Here is a 20,330-nt window from a genome sequence, read left to right on the forward strand (position 1 = left end):
CGGCGTCGCAGAGAATTAACTAATTGAAAAAATTAAAGATTAATTATCTGCTCATCGGCATTGTTACGTTGCTGCTGGCAGTGGCCCTCTGGCCGTCTATCCCCTGGTTCGGCAAAGCCGAAAACCGTATCGCCGCCATTCAGGAGCGGGGGGAGTTGCGCGTCAGTACCCTCTCCTCTCCGCTTATATACGACGATATCAACGGTAAAACCATTGGTCTTGATTACGAACTGGCACAGCTGTTTGCGGACTATCTGGGCGTGAAGCTGAAAGTCACCGTGCGGCAGAACATCAACCAGCTGTTTGATGATTTAGACCATGACCGTGCCGATATTCTCGCCGCAGGTCTGGTGTACAACAGCGAACGCAGCAAAAATTATCAGCCGGGCCCGACCTATTACTCCGTGTCGCAGCAGGTGGTTTATCGTGTGGGTAGCTTGCGCCCGCGCTCACTGGCCGACATTACCGACCAGCAATTGACCATTGCGCCAGGCCATGTGGTGATTGACGATCTGCGGGCGTTGAAAGAGAAAAAATACCCGAACCTCAGCTGGACGGTCGATCCTAAACTCGGCACTACCGAATTGCTGGAGCAGGTAAAAGATAAAAAGCTGGCCTATACCATTGCTGATTCGGTGGCGATCAGCCTTTTCCAGCGCGTTCATCCTGAAATCGCCGTGGCGCTGGATGTGACCGATGAACAGCCGGTAACCTGGTTTACCCAGTTGGACGACGATCAAACCGTCTCTGCGGCTATGCTCGATTTCTTTAATTCCATCAATGAAGACGGCACCCTGGCGCGTCTGGAAGAGAAATATCTCGGTCACGGTGACGATTTTGATTACGTTGACACCCGCTCCTTCCTGCGCGCGGTGGATAGCGTGCTGCCGGACCTGCAACCGCTGTTCGAGAAGTACGCTCAGGAGATTGACTGGAAGTTACTGGCGGCAATTTCCTACCAGGAATCGCACTGGGATGCTCAGGCCACCTCCCCCACGGGCGTGCGCGGGTTGATGATGCTGACCAAAAATACCGCGCAGAGCCTCGGCATTAGCGATCGAACCGATGCGGAACAGAGCATCAGCGGCGGCGCGCAATATTTACAGGATATGATGGCGAAAGTGCCGGAGACGGTCCCTGAAGGGGAGCGGATCTGGTTTGCGCTGGCCGCCTATAACATGGGTTATGCCCATATGCTCGACGCGCGGACGCTGACGGCAAAAACCAAAGGTAACCCGGACAGCTGGTCAGATGTAAAACAGCGCCTGCCGCTGCTTAGCCAGAAACAGTGGTACCAGAAGCTGACGTACGGCTATGCGCGCGGGCATGAAGCGTATGCCTACGTGGAAAATATTCGTAAGTATCAGATAAGCCTGGTGGGATATCTGCTGGAGAAAGAAAAAGAGGCGGCCGAGGCGCAACAGCTGGCTGAAAGCTATCCGGTGGTCGCACCGGACGAGCTTAATCACCCTGCGGTTTCAATTCTGCCTTTTGTTGCTTTTTCTGCAGCCGACGCATTCGAAAAAAGTCACTTAACAGACCCGAACATTCTGGTGCAAGTACCCCGCCGATAGTTTTCACCTGGTGGTTCATCCCCGGATGCCCAAGCACGTCCATCAGTGAACCAGCAGCGCCCGTTTTTTCATCCCGCGCGCCAAACACCAGCGTACCGATTCGGCTGTGCACCATCGCCCCGGAGCACATCACGCACGGTTCAAGGGTGACGTACAGAGTGGTATCAAGCAGACGATAGTTTTGCAGCACCAGTCCGCCCTGACGCAGCGCCATAATTTCAGCATGCGCGGTAGGATCGTGACGGCCAATCGGACGGTTCCACCCTTCACCAATTACCTGATTGTTATGGACCAGCACCGCGCCCACGGGAACTTCGCCCTCTTCCCAGGCGCGCTGAGCCAGCGCCAGCGCGTGGCGCATCCAGTATTCATGATTGTGTTCAGGGTTGGACAAGGGCTGATACTCCAGTCGAAAAGCGGGCGGCATTATACACAGCCGGTACAGATAAGACTATTCGAGTTGCTGAAGTTCGCCCAGAGGCGTGACGCGCCAGCGGTGCTGGCAAAAATAGAGCAGCGGGTTGTCCTGCTTGCTGTCGCTGTAGCCGCTGTACAGACGCAGCGGCGTACCGATGCGTTTCTCCAGCTGCACCACTTTTTCATGTCCGAGGCAACGCAGGGTGAGCACCCAGCCGCCGTAGCCGCGCGCGATCTGCGTGGCGATAAGGTTTACGCGCGGCAGCCAGGGCGTATCATAATAGACCTGCTCCACCAGCGTCTGCGGGGAGCCGGTAATCAGCCAGATATCGGCATCGTTGGCGTCGAGATAGCTGGTCAGGCGCGCCTGGACCACGGGAAACGCGGCGACGTGCCCGCGAAACCAGTGGGCAAAATCCTGTTCAAGCTGCTTAAGACGCGCTTCGCTATGACCAAACGTGCATCCCCAGAGCAGCAGGCTCATCGGCCAGCGCGCTGAACGGCCTTTCACCAGTAGCGCGATGCCAATAACGGGTAAAAGGGGCAATACCAGCAACGCGTTAAGGGGCTGGCGCCGCAGCAGATAGCGCATAAAGGTGCCGAACATATCCTGCTGATGCAGCGTTCCATCCAGATCAAAAAAGACAACGCGACGCTCGTGATTTGCCAAACCTTACTCCTCTGGGTCGTTGAATCCTAATAGCCAGGTAAACAGGAACCCGGCGATCACCGCTACCAGATAGCCTAACAGATAGAGCATCACTTTTCCGGTCACGATGGTTAATGCCAGCGGTAAACCGGAAATCCCGAAGGTGATAACGGTCGCCACTTTCCAGTAGCTAATCAACGCCCCGCCCACCGCGCCACCGAGACAGGCGGCCAGGAACGGCTTGCCCAGCGGCAGCGTAACGCCGAAAATCAGCGGCTCGCCGATACCGAGCAACCCGACCGGCAACGCCCCTTTAATGACCTTTTTCAGACGTGCGTTGCGGGTTTTCATCAGCACCGCGATGGCCGCGCCGACCTGCCCAACGCCCGCCATCGACAGGATCGGCAGCAGGGCGTTATAGCCGTGCGCCTGTACCAGTTCGACGTGAATCGGCACTAGCCCCTGATGCAGACCGGTCAGCACTAACGGCAGGAAGGTTCCGGACAGCACAGCCCCCACCAATAACCCACCGCGATCGATAGCCAGAGACGCGCCGTGGGCGATGGCTTCAGAGATGGCGCCACCTAACGGTTGCAGCGCCACAATCGCCACGCTCCCGGTAATCAATGTGGTCAGCAGCGGGTTGAGGATCAGCTCAATCGAGCCTGGCAGCACCGCGCGCAGCTTTTTCTCGATCCAGCACATCAGAATGACCACCAGCAGCACGGCAATCACCCCGCCGCGGCCAGGCTGAAGCGCCTCGCCAAACAGCGTAATCTGCGCCAGCTGCGGGCTGGAGAGGATACCCGCCATAACGCCGCCCATCGCCAGCGAGCCGCCAAACACTTTGGCCGTGTTCACCCCCACCAGAATGTTCATGATGGCAAACACCGCGCTGCCGAAAATCGCCAGAATACCCAGCAGGTTCGGATACTGCGTGGCAAAATCCCCGACAATATCCGGACGCTTAAGAATATTGATAATCCCGGTGATCAGCCCCGACGCGATAAACGCCGGGATCAGCGGAATAAAGACGTTAGCCAGCTGGCGCAGCGCATCGCTCATAGGGGCTTTGTATTTGGCTTTCGCCTGCGCTTTGGTGCGTTCCGCATCGTCAAAGGCGGGAGCCGTTTCACCGCCCGTCATCAGGGCGCGCATGGCATCTACCACCTGCGCCGCTTTGCCCGGACCGACAATCAACTGGTGCTGTTGCCCCTGCTTAACGTACCCGCTCACGCCGGGAAGCTGCTTAAGGCGCGTCAAATCAAGCTGTTCGTCGTTATGCACCTCGACGCGAACACGCGTCATACAGTTCTCAAGACGCTGAATATTTTTTTCCCCACCGATCCCGAGCAGGATGTCGCTGGCGAGCGCTGCTGTTTTGTCCATACACGCCTCTTATTGGTGTTCTAATGCCGCCCGTAAAAACCCGTGATGGGCTTCGAGTCTGGCTCTGGCCGCGGCTGCATCCAGCCCGGTTAATATCATCAGAATGGCGGGTTTTACATCGTGATCGGTCTGCTGAAGCACCTTTTCCGCCTCTTCACGACTGGCGCCTGTCGCTTCCATTACCATGCGACACGCTCTGTCCACCAGCTTGATGTTAGTGGCCTGCATATCCACCATCAGGTTTTGGTAGACCTTGCCAAATTTCACCATCGCGCCAGTGGAGATCATATTGAGCACCAGCTTCTGCGCGGTACCCGACTTCAGCCGTGTGGAGCCGGTGAGCGCTTCCGGCCCGACGACCGGAGAGATGGCAATGGCGGCCACCTGCGCAATCGGCGAGCCCGGGTTACAGGAGATGGCCACTGTGGTGCACCCGGTCTGTCTGGCATATTCCAGTCCACCAATGACGTACGGCGTACGACCAGAAGCCGCCAGGCCGACCACCAGATCCTGCGCGGTCAGGTTTAGCGCCCTGAGATCATCTTCCCCAAGCTGTTTATTGTCTTCTGCCCCTTCTACCGCTTTCAGCAGCGCGCCGGGGCCACCGGCAATCAGGCCAACGACCAGCCCGTGCGGAACGCCAAAAGTCGGCGGACATTCTGAGGCATCCAGCACACCGAGGCGCCCACTGGTTCCCGCTCCCATATAAATAATGCGTCCTCCTGCTTTCAGAGCGCCGGCAGCGGCGTCTACGGCTTTTGCTACCTCAGGCAATGTCTCTTTGACTGCCAGCGCGACGAGGGTATCCTGTTGATTAAAGCGGTTTACCAGCTCCAGCGTGGGCAGTGCATCAAGATCCATGGTTTGCGGGTTACGCGTTTCAGAAACAAGAGAGCCAAGATTCATGTTATTTACCTCTGGAATTTTTAATTCATAATAAACGCACTATAATGGAATATAAAATTCATTCAGGCGAGCAAAATTCGTATTTGCGCGGGTAATCACATTTTCGCCAGGAGACCGTATGAACTGTTTAATTCGTATTCGTCAGCGCTACGCAGGGTTTGCCCAGAGTGATAAAAAGCTGGCGGATTTTTTACTTTCTCAGCCCGATCGCGCGCGACACCTCAGCTCCCAGCAGCTGGCAGGCGAAGCCGGGGTGAGCCAGTCGAGCGTGGTGAAATTCGCCCAGAAAATAGGCTATAAGGGCTTTCCGGCGCTAAAGCTGGCGATCAGTGAAGCACTGGTGAGCAACCCGAATCCGCAGTCAATGCCGGTGCATAACCAGATCCGTGGCGACGATCCGATGCGTCTGGTGGGCGAAAAGCTGATCAAGGAGAACGTGGCGGCAATGCATGCCACGCTGGATGTGAACACAGAAGAGAAACTGCTGGAAAGCGTAGCCATGCTTCGCGACGCGCGGCGTATTGTGTTGACCGGGATCGGCGCCTCCGGACTGGTTGCGCGTAACTTTGGCTGGAAGCTGACAAAAATCGGCTATAACGCCATCGTTGAACAGGATATGCACGCGCTGCTGGCGACCGTGCAGGCCATGGATCCTGACGATTTACTGCTGGCCATCTCCTATTCTGGCGAGCGACGTGAAATTAATATGGCCACTGACGAAGCCCTGCGCGTAGGGGGAAAAATTCTGGCGATTACCGGATTTAGCCCGAATGCGCTCCAGCAACGGGCAACCCGCTGCCTGTATACCATTGCCGAGGAACAGGCCACTCGCAGCGCGGCGATTTCGTCGACGAGTGCGCAGATGATGCTGACGGACCTGCTGTTTATGGCGCTGGTTCAGCAGGATCTGGAGCGTGCGCCAGAACGTATTCGGCACAGCGAAGAGCTGGTAAAAAAACTGGTTTGAACAACGAATGAGCGTATAATGCCCGCCCTGTTTGTGATGTTTCTGAGAATTTCCTGATGGCGCTGTTAATCACCAAAAAATGCATCAACTGCGATATGTGCGAACCCGAATGCCCGAACCAGGCGATTTCGATGGGCGACAGCATTTATGAGATTAACAGCGACCGCTGCACCGAATGCATCGGCCACTATGAAACGCCGACCTGCCAGAAGGTGTGCCCAATTCCCAATACGATCTTAAAAGATCCGGCACACGTCGAGAACGAAGAACAGTTGTGGGATAAGTTTGTCCTGATGCACCATGCGGACAAAATTTAACTCTCAATAATCACCGTCGCACAGGCATAGTGGCGTTCATCTGCAAGCGTTACGTGCATGTGCGCCACGCCCAGCTTTTCCGCCAGCTTAAGCGCCTCGCCCCATAAACGCAGACGTGGCTTACCCAGCTCATCGTTAAACACTTCAAACTGGTTAAACGCCAGGCCGTTACGAATGCCCGTGCCGAACGCTTTCGCCGCCGCCTCTTTTACCGCGAAGCGCTTTGCCAGAAAGCGCACCGGCTGTTGATGCGCCTCCCAGATAGCCCATTCGTTATCGCTCAGCACGCGTCTTGCGAGGCGATCGCCGCTGCGGGCGATCACCGCTTCAATGCGGGCTATTTCAACGATGTCGGTGCCTAAGCCCAGAATAGCCATTACTGACGCGCTTCCAGCATCAGGCGCTTCATCTCGGACACCGCCTCTTTCAGGCCACTCATCACCGCACGACCAATAATGGCGTGGCCAATGTTCAGCTCATGCATTTCCGGCAGGGCAGCAATGGCTTTTACGTTGTGATAGGTCAGGCCGTGTCCGGCGTTAACCTTCAGTCCCAGGCTCGCGGCGTAGGTTGCCGCTTTGGCGATTCGCTCCAGCTCTTTCGCCTGCGCTGCGTCGTTTTCGGCATCGGCATAGCAGCCGGTGTGAATTTCAATATACGGCGCACCCACGTCGGCAGCGGCTTTAATCTGGGTGAAATCAGCGTCGATAAATAAAGATACCAGGATACCGGCATCCGCCAGGCGTTTGCAGGCATCGCGCATTTTGTCGAGCTGCCCGGCCACATCGAGACCGCCTTCGGTGGTCACTTCCTGACGCTTTTCCGGCACCAGGCAGCAGAAATGCGGTTTGGTCTCGCAGGCAATCGCCAGCATCTCTTCTGTCACCGCCATCTCCAGGTTCATGCGGGTATCCAGCGTCTGACGCAGGATGCGCACGTCGCGGTCAGTGATGTGGCGACGATCTTCACGCAGGTGGACGGTAATGCCGTCGGCGCCAGCCTGCTCAGCGATAAATGCCGCCTGAACCGGATCGGGATACGCGGTACCGCGTGCATTACGTAACGTGGCGATGTGATCGATATTGACGCCTAACAGTAATTCAGCCATGACAATCCTCGGTATTTTTGGTCATTTACCTTCTCCCTCTCCCTCCGGGAGAGGGCTGGGGTGAGGGGTAAAACATTAGCGTTTCGGCATAAACTGCCTGAATAATTCGCGGCTCTTTAAAGGTTTGCCCCCAAGATACGGCTTGAGCGCGATTCGGGTAAAGCGTTTTGCCGCACGCAGGGTGTCGGCGTCCGGGAACTCGCGTTCATACAGTGCCCGGAGCTGGCGCCCGGTAAAAGTGCTGTTATCGACGACGACACTGGCAATAAAGCCCTTTTCCTCACGATAGCGATATGTCATGGTGTCTTCTACCTCGTCTCCGCTTCCCGCACAGTGCAGAAAATCAACGCCGTAACCAAGGTGCCCCAGCAGCGCCAGTTCGAAACGACGCAGCACAGGCTCAGGGGTGCCGGTTGCGCCAGCAAGTGCCTGAATACAGTGCAGGTAATCAAAGAAAAGTTCAGAGAAGCGGGTCTCATGTTCAAGAACCCGTGAAATGAGTTCGTTGACATACAAACCGCTGTAGAGCGTGATACCAGAAAGAGGAAGCGCCAGGGAGACGGCTTCAGCACTGCGCAGGGTTTTGACTTCCCCTCGCCCGCCAAAGCGGACCAGCAGCGGGGTGAAAGGCTGCAAGGCACCTTTCAGATTAGAACGTCTGGAACGTGCGCCTTTGGCAACAAGGCGCACGCGACCGGACTCTTCCGTGAAGACGTCCAGCATCAGGCTGGTTTCGCTCCAGGGACGACTATGCAGGACAAAGGCGCGCTGCCATCCATCCATATGCTCGTCGTCTTAGGTTACTGATCTTCGCCGTAACCGAGGCTGCGCAGCGCACGCTCATCATCGGCCCAGCCAGATTTCACTTTCACCCACAGTTCCAGGTGAACCGGTGCTTCAAACATGTCCATCATGTCTTTACGGGCTTCGATTCCGATAGTTTTGATCTTGGCACCTTTATTGCCGATCACCATCTTCTTCTGACCTTCACGCTCAACGAGGATCAGACCGTTAATATCGTAGCCGCCACGCTCGTTGCTCTGGAAACGCTCGATCTCCACCGTTACAGAGTACGGCAGTTCAGCGCCCAGGAAACGCATCAGCTTCTCACGGATGATTTCAGACGCCATAAAACGCTGAGAGCGATCGGTGATGTAGTCTTCCGGGAAGTGATGAGTCGCTTCCGGCAGATGTTTACGCACGATACCCGCGATGGTATCGACGTTCAGACCCGTTTCCGCAGACAGCGGGACGATGTCCAGGAAGTTCATCTGGCTGCCCAGCCATTGCAGATGCGGCAGCAGATCGGCTTTTTCCTGCACGTTGTCCACTTTATTGACCGCGAGGATCACCGGCGTTTTGCCGTCACGCAGCTTGTTCAGGACCATTTCGTCGTCCGGCGTCCAGCGGGTGCCTTCCACAACGAAAATCACCAGCTCTACGTCGCCAATGGAGCTGCTCGCCGCCTTGTTCATCAGACGGTTGATGGCACGCTTCTCTTCCATGTGCAGGCCCGGGGTATCGACGTAGATCGCCTGATAAGCGCCTTCAGTATGGATACCGACGATGCGGTGACGCGTGGTCTGCGCCTTACGCGAGGTAATGGAAATCTTCTGTCCAAGCAGATTATTCAACAGGGTGGATTTACCAACGTTCGGACGTCCGACGATGGCAATAAATCCGCAATACGTTTTTTCTTCGCTCATTCCAGCTCCAGCATTTTTAACGCCTGTTCGGCGGCAGCCTGTTCAGCCTTACGACGGCTTGAACCCGTGCCGACCACCGGTTCACTCAGGCCACTGACCTGGCAATGGATGGTAAATTCCTGATCGTGCGCTTCGCCACGTACCTGCACCACCAGATAGGATGGCAGCGGGAGGTGACGACCCTGCAAATATTCTTGCAGACGCGTTTTAGGATCTTTTTGTTTATCGCCCGGGCTGATTTCGTCCAGACGGGTCTGATACCAGTTCAGGATCATCTTTTCTACTGTCTGGATATCGCTGTCCAGGAACACGCCACCGATTAAAGCCTCGACCGTATCGGCAAGAATGGATTCACGACGGAACCCACCACTTTTCAGCTCACCCGGCCCCAGACGCAGACACTCACCCAGCTCAAACTCGCGTGCGATTTCAGCGAGGGTGTTGCCACGCACCAGCGTGGCACGCATGCGGCTCATATCACCTTCGTCCACACGCGGAAAACGATGATAAAGCGCATTTGCAATCACGAAACTTAAAATAGAGTCGCCTAAAAACTCGAGACGCTCATTATGTTTGCTGCTGGCACTGCGATGGGTTAATGCCTGTTGCAACAACTCCTGATGATGAAAAGTGTAGCCCAGCTTCCGTTGAAGCCGATTAATTACGATGGGGTTCATGCGATACCAATAAATGAATGCGTCAAAAATGCAGCACACGAAACCGACCTGAGAAAACCAACGCGGTTTCGTGTGCCGTGGCACCCTTGCAGGGCCAACCTTAAACTTCGGGGGAATATTCTATACGCAACGACAGGGGATGTCGTTAGTTCAAAGAGATTTATCGCTGAAATAATTCACGTAGCGGCGAATAAAAGCCGCTACGTGTTATTTTTGACGAAAATTAATGAATTCCGCCAATACGATTCAGGCGAACGCCGGTCGGCCACTCGCCTTCTTGCTTCTCGAAACTCATCCAGATAGCGGTTGCTTTACCGACCAGATTCGCTTCCGGCACAAAGCCCCAGTAACGGCTGTCCGCAGAGTTATCGCGGTTGTCACCCATCATGAAGTAGTGTCCCGGCGGCACAATCCAGGTCGCCAGCTGCTGGCCTGGCTGCTGGTAGTACATTGCTAGCTGGTCCTGTGCGATTGGCACGGTCAGAATGCGGTGAGTGACATCGCCCAGCGTCTCTTTGCGTTCAACCAGACGAATACCGTTCTCTTTGGTTTCACCTTTTGGCACCTGGAAGAATCCGCTGGTCGCTTCACCGCCATTACGGCGGGCGAAGGTCTGCACAAAATCACCTGGCTCAACGTTGGAGTAAGTGACTGGCAGCGCATTTTCACATGCAGTTCCAGAGCTACAGCCTGGCTGAATCCTCACTTCCTTCGCTATCGGATCGTAGGTTACTTTATCGCCCGGCAGACCTACCGCGCGTTTAATATAATCCAGCCGTGGATCTTCCGGATATTTAAACACCACGATGTCGCCACGTTTCGGATGACCCGTTTCGATCAGCGTTTTCTGGTAGATCGGATCTTTGATGCCATAGGCAAACTTCTCAACCAGAATGAAATCACCGATCAGCAGCGTTGGCATCATCGATCCTGACGGGATCTGGAACGGTTCATAAATAAATGAACGCACCACCAGCACAATCGCCAGCACCGGGAAGACCGATGCCCCTGTTTCCAGCCAGCCCGGTTTTGGGCCGACTTTTTTCAGGGTTTTCGCGTCCAGCGTATCGCCCGTGGCTGCATGCGCGGCAGCCTGACGTTCACGGCGTTTTGGGGCGAAGATAAACTTATCCAGGCACCATAACAGACCTGTTACCAGGGTAGCGATGACCAGGATCAGGGCAAACATGTTCGCCATGCCAACTCCTTAAGGTTATTTACCGTTTCCGTCTTTACCAACATGAAGGATGGCAAGGAATGCTTCCTGCGGCAGCTCAACGTTACCGACCTGCTTCATACGCTTCTTACCTTCTTTCTGCTTCTGCAACAGCTTTTTCTTACGGCTGACGTCGCCGCCGTAGCACTTAGCCAGAACGTTTTTACGCAGCTGCTTCACGGTTGAACGGGCAATGATGTGGTTACCAATGGCCGCCTGAATCGCAATGTCAAACTGCTGACGCGGGATCAGCTCTTTCATCTTCTCAACCAGCTCACGACCACGGTACGGTGCGTTATCGTTGTGGGTGATCAGCGCCAGGGCATCAACTCGCTCGCCGTTGATCAGCACGTCCACGCGAACCATGTTCGAGGCCTGGAAGCGTTTGAAGTTGTAGTCCAGTGACGCATAGCCACGGGAGGTAGACTTCAGACGGTCGAAGAAGTCGAGCACCACTTCCGCCATCGGAATTTCATAGGTCAGCGCCACCTGGTTACCGTGGTACACCATGTTGGTCTGCACGCCACGCTTCTCAATACACAGGGTGATCACGTTGCCGAGGAACTCCTGCGGCAGCAGCATGTGACACTCTGCGATAGGCTCGCGCAGTTCCTGAATATTATTCAGCGGCGGGAGCTTGGAAGGGCTGTCGACGTAGATGACCTCTTTCGACGTGGTTTCTACTTCGTAGACAACCGTCGGGGCGGTGGTGATCAGATCCAGATCGTATTCACGCTCCAGACGTTCCTGAATGATCTCCATGTGCAGCAGACCGAGGAAGCCACAGCGGAAGCCGAAGCCCAGCGCCGTTGAGCTTTCTGGCTCATAGAACAGGGAAGCATCGTTGAGGCTCAGCTTTCCGAGCGCATCGCGGAAGTTTTCGTAATCGTCGGAGCTGACCGGGAACAGACCCGCATAAACCTGCGGTTTCACCTTTTTGAAGCCTGGCAGCGCTTTATCTGCCGGGTTACGTGCGCCGGTCAGGGTATCGCCCACTGGCGCGCCGAGGATGTCTTTAATTGCACAGACCAGCCAACCCACTTCGCCGCATTTCAGTTCGGTACGGTCAACCTGTTTTGGCGTGAAGATGCCGAGGCGGTCAGCGTTGTAGACCTGCCCGGTGCTCATGACCTTGATTTTGTCGCCTTTACGCATGGTACCGTTTTTAATACGCACCAGCGAGACAACGCCCAGGTAGTTATCAAACCAGGAGTCGATGATCAGCGCCTGGAGCGGCGCATCCGGGTCACCTTCCGGCGGCGGAATGTCACGCACCAGACGTTCCAGTACATCCGGAACACCTACGCCGGTTTTTGCCGAGCAGCGCACTGCATCGGTCGCATCGATACCGACGATGTCTTCAATTTCTTCCGCTACGCGCTCAGGATCGGCGGCTGGCAGGTCGATTTTATTCAGAACCGGCACCACTTCGAGATCCATTTCCATGGCGGTATAGCAGTTTGCCAGCGTCTGGGCCTCTACGCCCTGCCCGGCATCCACCACCAGCAGCGCGCCTTCGCAGGCCGCCAGCGAGCGTGACACTTCATAAGAAAAGTCAACGTGCCCTGGGGTGTCGATAAAGTTCAGCTGGTAGGTTTCACCATCGGAAGCCTTATAGTCGAGCGTCACGCTCTGGGCTTTAATGGTAATACCGCGTTCGCGTTCCAGGTCCATGGAGTCCAGAACCTGGGCTGCCATTTCACGATCAGACAGGCCACCGCAAATCTGGATAATACGGTCAGACAGCGTCGACTTACCGTGGTCAATGTGAGCAATGATCGAAAAGTTACGTATGTTCTTCATATAGTTAAATAATTATGCCTTACGAATTCCTGGAGGCCGCTGTTCTTAGCCTGACGTTTTTCAGTGCGAAAACGCAGCATTCTACACTACAACCTCGTCTGCTGGAAATGCACTTAGAGTCAGGTATAGCGCGAAGAGACGGCGTTTACTTTATTGCGATGTAAATAATAATAAAGCCCGGCAGATCACCGGGCCTCAGAAGAGAGCGTCTCAACACGAAGTTGGTCGGGTGCCAGTGCAACGCTGAGAATGACGGGCTGCCAGGCTTCCCGGGCGGTAAGCCTTGGGGAAACGCCTTTAGCAAGCCAGAACCCGCCCACACCGCCCAAGGCGGCACCGCACATGGCGGCCAAATCTGTGCCGAACAGCATCTGGAAAACCCCGCCCATCACGAAAAGTCCGGCGAGCGGAGAAAGGTAAACCAGTATGGCGGAAGTGAGCAGGCTGCCTTCAGCGATGCCGAGCTCCACTTTTTGCCCTGCCACCAGCGGCTGATCGCTCGACACAGCAATAGTGTGCGACGTTTGCGGCCCCAGCTTATTCAATACGCGGCTGCCGCAACCGGCTCGCGAAGCGCAGCTGCTGCATGATGCTTTAACGTCACAGCTGACAAGCGCTACGCCATCCTGCCAGGATACGACCGTCGCCCACTCTTTAATCATTGCGCAGCCCTGAATTTAATGCTGTCTGAAATACGTTTTGCTGTTGGCGGCGGTAATTCACCAACAATGGTAATTTCCGCATTATCGCGTACCGTCGTGCTAACCGTCCGGCGACCGGTACGGAGCATCTGTTCGGAACTGTTCGCCGTAGCGCGATTGATATTCACCGAGAAGCTAAATAGCCCATCGGAATAGAGGCGCGATTCAACCGGTGTTTCGATAGTCGGCAGCTGGCGACGGCTGCTGGATACTTCGCTGAATCCTTGCGGGATCCAGGAAGGTACCCAGTTGAAATTGACAGAATCGCCGGCAGGTACGGAAAGCAAAGGCGGCAGGCTGGCTTTGGCCAGATTCTGCATACTGTTGCCAACCTGACCGTTCACGTCGAAGGAGATCACGCGGAACTGCTCCAGCGTTTCACCGTCGCGATCGAGCAGATCAACGCGCATCGGCAGCTTCGTCTCTGCGTCAATCCAGACGATATAGCTGTAACGTGTCCCATCCCGCGCGACTACGCGGATCACTTCGCACAACCTGTCGGCAATACGCGTTCGCCCCACTGAGATAAAATCATAGTAGGGGGCGAGACGTTTAAAATCGGTGTAAATGAGCGATGGCAGGGAATCAACGATGTAGTCACCATTGAGCGTAAACGGCTCAAGGCCTGGCTCGAAATAGCTGATTTCGTTCCCACGCTGGACCACTTCCCGACGCGGGCCATCCATCTGTAAAAGCTGGGCGAGCGGCTGATTATCAAGGCGGGCGTGGCGATAGCGTAACGATTCGACACCCTGCTTATTGATGCTAATAAATGCCAACTCGTAATTGAGTGACTGGCTGGCCAGATTCATTTGCTGCAACAACGCCCCGGATGAAACATCAGCCGAGGCGTTAGCAGAGAAGAACAGGCTACCCGCCATCAAAGACATGGCGAACCAAAGTTGCTTCATTACTGCGATTGCGTTCCTAAAGTTTGGTTTCCTGGCACCTGCACAGCAGCCTGCTGGGTTTGGGCCTGCTCAAACTGAAGCTGCTCGGAGTGCAGACGACGCTGCAACTCGTAATCCTGCAACATCGCATTAATGCGACGACGCTGCTCCTGTACCTGCTGTTGCTGTCCGCCGCTTGCGGAGGCATCTGCCGGTACGCCCAGGCTAACCGGACTGGCTTTACCCATCATCGGCAGCGTATTGAACACTGGCGCTTCAGGCTGCTGACTGGCTTCAGACTGGGTATTATAGTGCTGGACCCCAACGATAACTGCAAGCGATACACACGCAGCGACTCCCATCTGGGTGAGCTGGCTGGCCCATGGACGCACCTTGTGCCAGAACGGCATTTTCTGCCACTGGTGAGGTGCAGGCTGCGCTTCAGGAATAAGCGGCGTGGTCTGATGAACAGGTTCGTTCTCAATGGCCGCCATAACGCGTGCTGAGATATCGAAATGGAGAACATCGCTGGTATCACCCCGCAGAGTGTCGCGGATAAGATGATAGTTCTCCCAGGTCTGTTGCATTTCGGGAGAATGAGACAACTCATCGAGCAGCTCACTATCCAGCATTTCACCATCCATTAAAGCGGAAAGTTTTTCTTTCTGCATGCCTAATACCTTTTCCAGTATCCCGCTATCGTCAACGCCTGATAAGCGGTTGAACTTTATTATCAATGGCTTCTCGCGCACGGAAAATTCGTGAACGAACCGTGCCGACCGGACAATCCATGATGGCGGCTATCTCTTCATAGCTTAGGCCATCCAGCTCCCGTAACGTAATTGCCATGCGTAAATCTTCCGGGAGCGACTCGATCGTGCGAAAAACGATTTGTCTCAGTTCTTCTGACAACATTAAGTTCTCAGGGTTCGAAATTTCTTTCAGCGCGCCGCCACTTTCGAAGTTTTCTGCATCGATAGCGTCAACATCACTTGAAGGCGGACGACGCCCCTGAGCAACCAAATAATTCTTAGCCGTATTGACTGCAATACGATACAGCCAGGTATAAAAAGCACTATCCCCCCGGAATGAATCCAGCGCGCGATAGGCCTTAATAAAAGACTCTTGTACCACATCAGGAACATCGCCTGACGGTACATAGCGGGAAACCAGACTCGCTACCTTATGCTGGTAGCGCACCACCAGTAGGTTAAAAGCTTTCTGATCTCCCTTCTGGACCCGTTCAACCAGGACCTGGTCCGTTAACTGCTCGCTCATCCGAGGTAATGTCTCCCCAAACCAAATTCCACGCGTTATCGAAACGCCACTCTAACAACATTGCACTTTGAGCAAGCACCGAATTAGAGCGTCTGTTCTTCAATAAGTTCCGTAACGCCTTTGTTTTTGTTCATCGCGCCGCAGACCGTTCATTTTCTCTCATTATAAGTCTGTTCACGATACGCACCCGCTTTCTGACAAGAATCATTAACTTTATCGTCAGAAGAGTAACGCAACACAGGCTTTATTTCACCACAAAATCTGAAGCTAACGATCTGCTTCGCAAAATAATTCCAGTCATTTAGCGATGATTTAACTTCCGGCCATCCGTTTAGTCATTGCAACACGCTTCAAAAAAAACGTGCGATAACTCGCATCACAATGCTATTCTGCCCAGACCATGTTTAGTAAATTAAACAAACATCATGAATACAACGCCTGAACTCCATTGTGATGTACTGATTATCGGCAGCGGTGCTGCTGGCCTCTCCCTCGCGCTGCGCCTGGCGGAACATCAGAACGTAATCGTGCTGAGTAAAGGGCCGATGAGCGAAGGTTCCACCTTCTATGCACAAGGCGGTATTGCCGCCGTGTTTGATGAAACGGACAGCATTGCCTCACACGTAGAAGACACTCTGATTGCCGGTGCCGGGATCGTGGATGAGCATGCCGCAGAGTTTGTCGCCAGCAATGCCCGCCACTGCGTGCAATGGCTTATCGACCAGGGCGTGCTGTTTGATACGCAGGTTCAGCCTAATGGTGAAGAGAGCTATCATCTGACCCGTGAAGGCGGACACAGCCATCGCCGTATTCTGCACGCTGCTGATGCAACAGGAAAAGCGGTTGAAACCACATTGGTCAGCAAAGCCCTCAGCCATCCCAATATTCGGGTGCTGGAGCGCAGTAACGCCGTCGACCTGATTATTTCCGATAAAATTGACCTGCCCGGCACGCGCCGTGTTGTCGGCGCATGGGTGTGGAATCGGAATAAAGAGAAGGTGGAAACCTGCCAGGCTAAAGCCGTTGTGCTGGCGACCGGCGGCGCCTCCAAGGTTTACCAGTACACGACTAACCCCGATATCGCCTCCGGAGACGGTATCGCCATGGCCTGGCGCGCAGGCTGCCGCGTAGCGAATATGGAGTTTAATCAGTTCCATCCTACCGCCCTGTTCCACCCGCAGGCACGTAACTTCCTGTTAACTGAAGCGTTGCGCGGCGAAGGCGCGTATCTCAAGCGACCGGACGGTTCCAGGTTTATGCCGGACTTCGACCCCCGAGGTGAACTTGCCCCGCGGGATATCGTGGCCCGCGCCATTGACCACGAGATGAAGCGGCTTGGCGTGGACTGTATGTATCTGGACATTAGCCATAAACCGGCAGACTTTATTCGCCAGCACTTCCCGATGATTTATGAAAAGCTGCGGAGTCTGGGTATCGATTTAACCCGCGATCCGGTGCCGATTGTGCCTGCCGCTCACTATACCTGTGGCGGGGTGATGGTTGACGATCATGGTCGTACCGACGTGGATGGTTTGTATGCGATCGGCGAGGTCAGTTACACCGGCCTGCATGGTGCGAATCGCATGGCATCAAACTCATTGCTGGAGTGTCTGGTGTATGGGTGGTCGGCTGCGGAAGATATAACCAAACGCATGCCCTATGCACGTCCAACAACGCACCTGCCAGCATGGGATGAAAGTCGAGTAGAGAACCCGGACGAACTGGTGGTTATCCAGCATAACTGGCACGAGCTGCGGCTTCTCATGTGGGATTATGTCGGGATTGTACGCACAACGAAGCGTCTGGAACGCGCGTTACGCCGCATCATGATGTTACAGCAGGAAATTGATGAATATTACGCCAACTTCCGCGTTTCCAATAATCTGCTGGAGCTGCGCAACCTTGTGCAGGTTGCCGAGCTGATTGTACGCTGTGCGATGATGCGCAAAGAGAGTCGTGGCCTGCATTATACGCTGGACTATCCCGACCCGCTGGAAACGTCCGGCCCGTCGGTGTTGACGCCGCAGGTTCACATAAACAGATAAAAGGCCTGGGTCAGGGCAGTGTAATCTTCGGAATAACGCTGGTCTGGCCCGCGAATAACCATCCTGTCGGTAAAGCACTCCCCCTCTTTCGGCGAGAGCGCCAGCAACACACGGTGCGGTAAGCGACCTTCCGTATCCGAAATATCGGTACGAAGACGCAAACTCCAGCCGATATCCCGAGCGATCTCAATGAAGGTGTTACCCGTGCTTTCGGGCAAGACCACGCAGAAAAATCCCTCTTCCGAGATGAGTTCCGCCGCGCTGGTCAGTAGCGCCTTGTGATCGAGCGAGCCGGTGTAACGTGCCTGCTCGCGTTCCGGCGTTCCACACTCCACACCTGGCGTGAAATACGGCGGATTGCTGACGATCAAATCGTAACGCGCAGTCTGCTCCAGTGCCCAGGTCAGGACATCGGCACATTCCACCCTGATCCGTTCTGCCCACGGAGAATCGGCAGCGTTTTCGCTTGCCTGCTGGGCCGCCTGAGGATCAAGCTCAACGGCGTCGATAGTGACGTGTTCTTCGGTACGCTGCGCCAGCATCAGCGCCTGAAGTCCGCTGCCCGTACCAATATCCAGAATGCGTTTTACACCTGCGACAGGGGCCCATGCACCCAGTAAAATACCGTCTGTACCGACTTTCATTGCGCAACGATCGTGCGCCACAAAAAATTGTTTAAACGTAAAACCATCGCGGCGCAACTGCGCTTTGAGTTGAGACATGTCAGGGCAACCTTCTGTGTGAAACTGGAGTAGCATAGGGGAAAGCGAAGTGGTCGAAAAGCGATATCCATACAAACAGATGAAGATTACAGCCGTAACGTCTATAATCAGCGCCCCACACAGAGGTAGAACATGACTGTAACGACTTTTTCCGAACTTGAACTCGATGAAAGCCTGCTCAATGCTCTTGAGAGTAAAGGCTTTACACGCCCGACCGCCATTCAGGCCGCGGCCATTCCGCCTGCGCTTGAGGGCCGCGATGTGCTCGGTTCTGCGCCAACCGGCACGGGGAAGACAGCAGCCTACTTGCTGCCTGTGTTGCAGCATTTGCTCGATTTTCCGCGTAAAAAATCAGGGCCGCCGCGCATTTTGATCCTGACCCCGACCCGTGAACTGGCGATGCAGGTTGCCGAACACGCGCGTGAGCTGGCGGCGAACACCCATCTGGATATCGCGACCATCACCGGCGGCGTAGCGTATATGAACCACGCCGAAGTGTTCAGCGAAAACCAGGATATCGTTGTCGCGACGACAGGCCGTCTGCTGCAATACATAAAAGAAGAGAACTTCGACTGCCGGGCGGTGGAAACGCTGATTCTCGATGAAGCTGACCGCATGCTGGACATGGGCTTTGCCCAGGATATCGAACACATCGCGGGTGAAACGCGCTGGCGTAACCAGACAATGCTGTTCTCGGCAACCCTTGAAGGGGATGCCATTAAAGATTTCGCCGAACGTCTGCTGGAAGATCCGGTGGAAGTGTCCGCTACGCCATCGACGCGTGAGCGTAAGAAGATCCACCAGTGGTACTACCGCGCAGATAACCTTGAGCATAAAGTTGAGTTGCTGAAACATCTGCTGAAGCAGGAAGAAGCAACCCGTACCATCGTCTTCGTACGTAAACGCGAGCGCGTGCATGAGCTGGCAGAAATGCTCCGCAACGCTGGCATCAACAACTGCTATCTCGAAGGTGAAATGGCACAGGTTAAGCGTACCGAAGGGATTAAGCGCCTGACCGATGGTCGCGTGAATGTGCTGGTTGCAACCGACGTTGCCGCGCGCGGGATCGACATCCCGGACGTGAGCCATGTGATCAACTTTGATATGCCGCGCAGCGGTGATACTTACCTGCACCGTATTGGTCGTACCGGCCGTGCGGGCCGCAAAGGGATTGCTATTTCTCTGGTAGAAGCGCACGACCATCTGCTGCTCCAAAAAATTGGCCGCTACGTTGATGAGCCGCTAAAAGCTCGTGTGATTGACGAACTTCGTCCGACGACACGTGCGCCGAGTGAAAAAATGACGGGTAAACCGTCCAAGAAAGCGCTCGCGAAACGTGCTGAGAGAAAAGAGAAAGAAAAAGAGAAGCCGCGCGTGAAGCAGCGCCACCGCGATACCAAAAATATTGGTAAGCGCCGTAAGCCAAGTTCTGCTGCGCCAGAGACAAAAACTGAAGAGTAAAAAAAAGCCGGGACATTCCCGGCTTTTTTATTCCACCCCCGAAGCTGAAACCTTACAGGCTTTCAGTAAAGGTACGGGCGATAACGTCGCGCTGCTGTTCCGGAGTCAGAGAGTTGAAACGCACCGCATAGCCAGACACACGGATGGTCAGCTGCGGGTATTTTTCTGGGTTCTCAACAGCATCCATCAGCGTTTCACGACGCAGGACGTTAACGTTCAGGTGCTGACCACCTTCCACGCGCACTTCTGGTTGCACTTGCATTGGAATTTCACGGTATTCAATTTCGCCCAGTTTGCTCACCGGAATGATTTCGTCTTCCGCAAAACCTGCTTTCGCTACTACACAGCGCGCTTCGTTTTTCTCGCTGTCCAGCAGCCAGAAAGAGTTCAGCAGATCGTCATTTGCAGCTTTAGTAATCTGGATACCTGTAATCATGTGTTGCCTCCCTTAGGCTACATTAACTGATGCTGGCCTTTTGCGGCCAATTGGTAAAACCATTGTTT

At 54.7% G+C, this 20,330-nt stretch carries 22 protein-coding genes; 5 read left to right on the forward strand and 17 right to left on the reverse strand.

Annotation, left to right across the window (positions count from 1 at the left end):
* Window positions 1-23 precede the first annotated feature (23 nt).
* Window positions 24-1,574, forward strand: coding sequence for a membrane-bound lytic murein transglycosylase MltF (gene mltF / locus IM282_RS11240; protein WP_032623752.1), 1,551 nt, complete (start codon window positions 24-26; stop codon window positions 1,572-1,574).
* Here mltF and tadA read toward each other — a convergent pair.
* From tadA to murQ, 4 genes are read right to left on the reverse strand one after another with little or no spacing between them, the layout of a single operon-like run.
* The gene (gene tadA / locus IM282_RS11245; protein ID WP_023300729.1) at window positions 1,462-2,001 is read right to left on the reverse strand and encodes a tRNA adenosine(34) deaminase TadA; all 540 of its coding nucleotides are present in this window, start codon (window positions 1,999-2,001) and stop codon (window positions 1,462-1,464) included. The genes mltF and tadA overlap by 113 nt on opposite strands.
* 24 nt (window positions 2,002-2,025) lie before the next feature.
* A complete protein-coding gene (gene yfhb, locus IM282_RS11250; RefSeq protein WP_022649033.1) occupies window positions 2,026-2,661 on the reverse strand; it encodes a phosphatidylglycerophosphatase C in 636 nt (211 codons plus the stop codon).
* 3 nt (window positions 2,662-2,664) lie between these two features.
* Window positions 2,665-4,029 (reverse strand): PTS transporter subunit EIIC, encoded by a 1,365-nt coding sequence (locus tag IM282_RS11255; protein ID WP_023306720.1) that lies wholly within the window; start codon window positions 4,027-4,029, stop codon window positions 2,665-2,667.
* A gap of 9 nt (window positions 4,030-4,038) precedes the next feature.
* Entirely contained in the window at window positions 4,039-4,935 is an 897-nt protein-coding gene (murQ, locus tag IM282_RS11260; RefSeq protein WP_192970408.1) for an N-acetylmuramic acid 6-phosphate etherase, read from the reverse strand.
* Window positions 4,936-5,053: 118 nt separating this feature from the next.
* On the opposite strand from murQ, the gene IM282_RS11265 reads away from it, so the two are divergent.
* Window positions 5,054-5,902: a MurR/RpiR family transcriptional regulator gene (locus tag IM282_RS11265; protein ID WP_023300733.1), complete on the forward strand. Its 849-nt coding sequence runs from the start codon at window positions 5,054-5,056 to the stop codon at window positions 5,900-5,902.
* Between the two features lie 56 nt (window positions 5,903-5,958).
* Window positions 5,959-6,219: a YfhL family 4Fe-4S dicluster ferredoxin gene (locus tag IM282_RS11270; RefSeq protein ID WP_023300734.1), complete on the forward strand. Its 261-nt coding sequence runs from the start codon at window positions 5,959-5,961 to the stop codon at window positions 6,217-6,219.
* Here IM282_RS11270 and acpS read toward each other — a convergent pair.
* The 11 genes from acpS to rpoE all read right to left on the reverse strand — a co-directional run bounded on the left by acpS (window position 6,216) and on the right by rpoE (window position 15,598).
* Window positions 6,216-6,596: a holo-ACP synthase gene (acpS, locus tag IM282_RS11275; protein WP_015572144.1), complete on the reverse strand. Its 381-nt coding sequence runs from the start codon at window positions 6,594-6,596 to the stop codon at window positions 6,216-6,218. The genes IM282_RS11270 and acpS overlap by 4 nt on opposite strands.
* Window positions 6,596-7,327, reverse strand: coding sequence for a pyridoxine 5'-phosphate synthase (pdxJ, locus tag IM282_RS11280; RefSeq protein WP_015572143.1), 732 nt, complete (start codon window positions 7,325-7,327; stop codon window positions 6,596-6,598). Before pdxJ ends, acpS begins: the two co-directional genes overlap by 1 nt.
* A 75-nt stretch (window positions 7,328-7,402) precedes the next feature.
* Entirely contained in the window at window positions 7,403-8,110 is a 708-nt protein-coding gene (recO, locus tag IM282_RS11285; RefSeq protein ID WP_015572142.1) for a DNA repair protein RecO, read from the reverse strand.
* Window positions 8,111-8,127: 17 nt separating this feature from the next.
* On the reverse strand, window positions 8,128-9,033 hold the full coding sequence (gene era, locus IM282_RS11290) for a GTPase Era (RefSeq protein WP_022649038.1): 906 nt from the start codon (window positions 9,031-9,033) through the stop codon (window positions 8,128-8,130).
* A complete protein-coding gene (gene rnc / locus IM282_RS11295) occupies window positions 9,030-9,710 on the reverse strand; it encodes a ribonuclease III (protein WP_023300736.1) in 681 nt (226 codons plus the stop codon). The genes era and rnc overlap by 4 nt, the downstream gene beginning before the upstream one ends.
* Window positions 9,711-9,933: 223 nt before the next feature.
* Window positions 9,934-10,908 carry a signal peptidase I gene (gene lepB, locus IM282_RS11300; RefSeq protein WP_192970409.1) on the reverse strand — a complete coding sequence of 325 codons (975 nt, stop codon included), beginning with the start codon at window positions 10,906-10,908 and terminating at the stop codon, window positions 9,934-9,936.
* Window positions 10,909-10,923: 15 nt separating this feature from the next.
* On the reverse strand, window positions 10,924-12,729 hold the full coding sequence (gene lepA / locus IM282_RS11305) for a translation elongation factor 4 (protein ID WP_022649041.1): 1,806 nt from the start codon (window positions 12,727-12,729) through the stop codon (window positions 10,924-10,926).
* Window positions 12,730-12,914: 185 nt separating this feature from the next.
* Window positions 12,915-13,391, reverse strand: a complete 477-nt coding sequence (gene rseC / locus IM282_RS11310) for a SoxR-reducing system protein RseC (protein ID WP_022649042.1) — start codon at window positions 13,389-13,391, stop codon at window positions 12,915-12,917.
* Window positions 13,388-14,341, reverse strand: coding sequence for a sigma-E factor regulatory protein RseB (gene rseB / locus IM282_RS11315; RefSeq protein WP_022649043.1), 954 nt, complete (start codon window positions 14,339-14,341; stop codon window positions 13,388-13,390). The genes rseC and rseB overlap by 4 nt, the downstream gene beginning before the upstream one ends.
* The gene (gene rseA, locus IM282_RS11320) at window positions 14,341-14,991 is read right to left on the reverse strand and encodes an anti-sigma-E factor RseA (RefSeq protein WP_022649044.1); all 651 of its coding nucleotides are present in this window, start codon (window positions 14,989-14,991) and stop codon (window positions 14,341-14,343) included. Before rseA ends, rseB begins: the two co-directional genes overlap by 1 nt.
* Window positions 14,992-15,022: 31 nt before the next feature.
* Complete coding sequence (rpoE, locus tag IM282_RS11325; protein WP_006176728.1) at window positions 15,023-15,598, reverse strand: RNA polymerase sigma factor RpoE; 576 nt, start codon at window positions 15,596-15,598, stop codon at window positions 15,023-15,025.
* A 425-nt stretch (window positions 15,599-16,023) separates the two neighbouring features.
* Between rpoE and nadB the strand changes: the two genes are divergently transcribed.
* Window positions 16,024-17,643 carry an L-aspartate oxidase gene (nadB, locus tag IM282_RS11330; protein WP_063146779.1) on the forward strand — a complete coding sequence of 540 codons (1,620 nt, stop codon included), beginning with the start codon at window positions 16,024-16,026 and terminating at the stop codon, window positions 17,641-17,643.
* Here nadB and IM282_RS11335 read toward each other — a convergent pair.
* Complete coding sequence (locus IM282_RS11335; RefSeq protein ID WP_058677483.1) at window positions 17,628-18,365, reverse strand: tRNA1(Val) (adenine(37)-N6)-methyltransferase; 738 nt, start codon at window positions 18,363-18,365, stop codon at window positions 17,628-17,630. The genes nadB and IM282_RS11335 overlap by 16 nt on opposite strands.
* Window positions 18,366-18,497: 132 nt before the next feature.
* On the opposite strand from IM282_RS11335, the gene srmB reads away from it, so the two are divergent.
* Window positions 18,498-19,826 (forward strand): ATP-dependent RNA helicase SrmB, encoded by a 1,329-nt coding sequence (srmB, locus tag IM282_RS11340; RefSeq protein WP_022649047.1) that lies wholly within the window; start codon window positions 18,498-18,500, stop codon window positions 19,824-19,826.
* A gap of 52 nt (window positions 19,827-19,878) precedes the next feature.
* Here srmB and grcA read toward each other — a convergent pair whose 3' ends face one another.
* Window positions 19,879-20,262: an autonomous glycyl radical cofactor GrcA gene (gene grcA / locus IM282_RS11345; RefSeq protein WP_063146780.1), complete on the reverse strand. Its 384-nt coding sequence runs from the start codon at window positions 20,260-20,262 to the stop codon at window positions 19,879-19,881.
* Window positions 20,263-20,330: the final 68 nt, after the last annotated feature.

This window comes from Enterobacter cloacae complex sp. P29RS, assembly GCF_014893445.1.
Taxonomy (GTDB): domain Bacteria; phylum Pseudomonadota; class Gammaproteobacteria; order Enterobacterales; family Enterobacteriaceae; genus Enterobacter; species Enterobacter intestinihominis.